This window comes from Nitrosospira sp. Nl5, assembly GCF_900102495.1.
Classification (GTDB): Bacteria; Pseudomonadota; Gammaproteobacteria; order Burkholderiales; family Nitrosomonadaceae; genus Nitrosospira.
In genome coordinates this window covers 1-2176 of sequence record NZ_FMVQ01000028.1, presented here as the reverse complement: position 1 = coordinate 2176, position 2176 = coordinate 1, and the positions used below count along the sequence as shown (strand labels likewise).

The window sequence follows — 2176 nt, the reverse complement described above, 5'->3', positions numbered from 1 at the left end:
GCTTGCGCGCGGTTATCTCAACCGGGGGGGGCTGACCGCGGAGCGTTTCATAGCCGATCCTTTCGATGAGCAGGGAGGGCGGCTATACCGGACAGGTGATCTGGTAAGGTGGCGAGCGGACGGGCAGATCGAATATCTGGGAAGGCTGGACCATCAGGTCAAGATACGGGGATTCCGCATTGAGTTGGGCGAGATCGAAGCGCAGCTGCTTGCTCAACCCGAGGTCAGAGAAGCGGTCGTAATTGCTGGAGAAGGACCAGGCGCAACAGGAGGGAAGCGGCTGATAGCCTATGTGTCCCCACATGCCGGCCACACGCTGGATACTGCTGCCTTGCGTGAAGCAGTGAGCAAGGCACTTCCGGACTACATGATTCCATCTGCAATCGTGGTACTGGAGAATCTGCCACTGAATCCGAACGGCAAGGTGGACCGCAAGGTGCTGCCCGAGCCGGAATTTGCCAACACCGAGAGCTACGAGGCGTCCCAGGGTGAAGTGGAAGAGGCGCTGGCTGGCATCTGGGCGGAAGTGCTCGGCATCGGGCAAGTAGGGCGGAACGATAACTTCTTCGAACTGGGTGGAGATTCCATACTTAGCCTTCAGATTGTCACCAAATCGCGTCGTGCCGGATGGAAGATCACGCCCCGGCAATTGTTTGAACGCCAAACCGTCTCCGCATTGGCTGCTGTAGCGGAAGCAACCGAAACGATAAAGGCAAGCATCAGGATAAATCCTGCGGATGAGGCAGGCACCATGCCTTTGCTGCCCATCCAGGTTGAATTCTTCGAGCAGGATATTCCTGTCCGGCATCACTGGAACCAGGCTGCGCTGTTGAAAAGCCGCCAACCTTTGCATCCAGGAAGTCTCGCTCAAGCATTGGAAGCCGTGGTGCATCACCACGACGCCCTCCGCTTTCGTTACATAAAGCAGGTGGATGGTAGCTGGCAACAGATTTCCGGTGAACTTGTGACGCGGAATCTGTTATGGGCACGCAAGGCAGCCAGCGCGGAACAACTCGAGGCGCTGTGCAACGAGGCTCAACGCAGTCTGAATCTGACAGAAGGCCCATTGCTGCGGGGCTTGCTCATCGATATGGCGGATGGTGCCCAGCGCCTGCTATTGGTTATTCATCACCTGGTGATTGACGGCGTTTCCTGGCGTATCCTGCTCGAAGATCTGGAGGTCGCCTATAGCAACGCTCGAAATGATGAGTCTATTTTTCTGCCCCCTAAAACCACGAGCTATCAGGAATGGACGCATCGGCTGCAAAGCTACCCCTGCGAACATCCAGCCGAGCTGGCTTACTGGCAAAGCCTGGCGGATATGTCCGTCGCACTGCCGAAGGACAACCCGCAAGGCCCGAACAGTTTTCATCACCAGGCCAGTTTTACGCTCACGCTGGACCGTATGCAAACGCAAGCCTTGCTCAAGCAGGCGCCTGCGGCTTATCGCACGCAGGTCAACGACCTGTTGCTTACGGCATTAGGAAGCGCTTTATGCCAGTGGAGCGGGCACGAGAAGATTCTGGTCGATCTGGAAGGCCATGGACGTGAAGATCTATACGCGGACATCGACCTTTCGCAAACCGTGGGATGGTTTACCACCCTTTACCCGGTGGCGCTCGACCCATCAGGGGACCTGGATCAGAGAATCAAGCGTATCAAGGAGAATCTGCGAAGGATACCGAATAGGGGATTGGGTTACGGCTTATTCAAATATCATGGAACGCCGGAACAGCGGGAGGCTCTGGCGTGTTTGCCGAAGGCGGAGGTGGTCTTCAACTACCTGGGACAACTCGATGGCAGTTTTGACGAGAAGACCCTGTGGGTGCTCACGGAGGAGACTGTTGGCGATTCGATTGACGAGGGTGCGCCGCTCGAACATGACATTTCGATAAACGGCCATGTTTATGAAGGTGAACTGCGTCTGAACATACGCTATAGCCAAGCGCGATATGCCAGAGCCACAATTGAAGCATTCCTCGAAATCTATCAGCGCGAGCTTGAACTCCTCATTGCTCACTGCACCAGCGGTATTTCCGCTGCTACACCCTCGGATTTTCCCCTGGCCCGAATCACTCAGCAAGAATTGGACGCTTTGTCCCTGCCAGCGGGGCAGCTTGAAGACCTTTATCCACTCTCGCCGATGCAGTCCGGGATGCTGTTCCACAGCGTATTC

General features: G+C 56.0%; 1 protein-coding gene. It reads left to right on the top strand.

Annotated features, from left to right (window positions below):
- Window positions 1-2176: condensation domain-containing protein (locus BLP45_RS14195; RefSeq protein ID WP_143002455.1), on the top strand; the 2176-nt coding region annotated here is incomplete at both ends.